Raw genomic sequence first — 1194 nt, 5'->3', positions numbered from 1 at the left:
TTTATGGACGAGCGGGGCTTTATATTCTTTCTTGCAGAAATTATTCAACTCAGAATTGGATTTTTTGGCGCATTATTTCCAGTTCTCAAAGTCAAGCAAATGCTTGGACAAGCCTTTCTCATCTATTTTGTTTTTGCTGTATTCATATAAAGATTCAACCAAGTCTATCAACGGACTCATCTTTGATCTCGGGTCTGGATCATAAAGTGTCCCGCTGACATCCCCATACTTATGCAATCGCATTGAGAAGTTGTATATTGATCCATCGAGGTGTATCGAAGGATTTCTTTCCCTCCTTACGCCAAGCAACGACGTCTTCCATATGCTGGCTATTCTATTTGCATATTCCTTATTTATCGCCCTCGAATATGACTTTGTAATTTTTTTATTGGTTTCGTGATCTTCGCATGAGACCCCCGCCATGCCATCTTGGCAGTCTTCTCTAATCAGCAAAAACACCATGTACCGCTCGCCTATCAGGCGTAGCCCAACCATATACGAAGCCGAAAACGACGGCTCTACCAGCACCCTGAGAACTACATTGTTTGAAAGGCCATCGAAAAATCGATCTCGAAGTTTGCAGGTGTCAGGATCTAGCAACGCTGACTTATCTGGAATCAGGTGTTCTTGGGCATTGATTGTGCTCACTGGAAAGGCTGAGATCAATATCACCAATACTAAAAGCGACAGATGATTGCGATAAATCATACTGGATCCGTTAAGTGCCATCGCATATCGCTCGCTACAACTATGCACATGAACAGCCTATTGAACGATTCGCTCAGGAGGTTCATTCATTCCGTTGTAGTGTATGTTTACACCGCTCGGGGTATTGAGATATACGCCAACGCCTTCGCTATTCGATGTGTTCCTATCGCCTCGTGAAAAGTGCTCGGCATATAGCGGATCCCGACCCATAGGGTGGGTGTGCCAAATGTCCGTGGCTCCAGCCGGTCTAATCTCTTCAAGCCAGCTTCCGGGAATGTTGTTTGGACCTCCCGCAGTAATATTGTATGAGCAAAAATTCCCGTTATCGTAGATCCATCCACCGTATTCGATATCTTGCCCACCGAATTGCCGTGCGTAATTGGCGGCGTCAATTGCTGCTCCATCAGCATTGGGGAAAGGATCTCCTGGTGCCAAACCATATACATCCGTGAAGTTCAGCGGGTTGTTGAGTACATAGGTGTAAAG

At 45.2% G+C, this 1194-nt stretch carries 1 protein-coding gene; it reads right to left on the bottom strand.

The window, feature by feature from the left end; translation table 11 throughout:
- Positions 1 to 765 precede the first annotated feature (765 nt).
- Positions 766 to 1194: DUF4329 domain-containing protein (locus ACYQ2W_RS26285; protein WP_459874043.1), on the bottom strand; the 429-nt coding region annotated here is incomplete at its 5' end.

The sequence above is a fragment of the Endothiovibrio diazotrophicus genome, from assembly GCF_054657215.1.
This window is presented reverse-complemented; position numbering and strand designations above follow the sequence as displayed.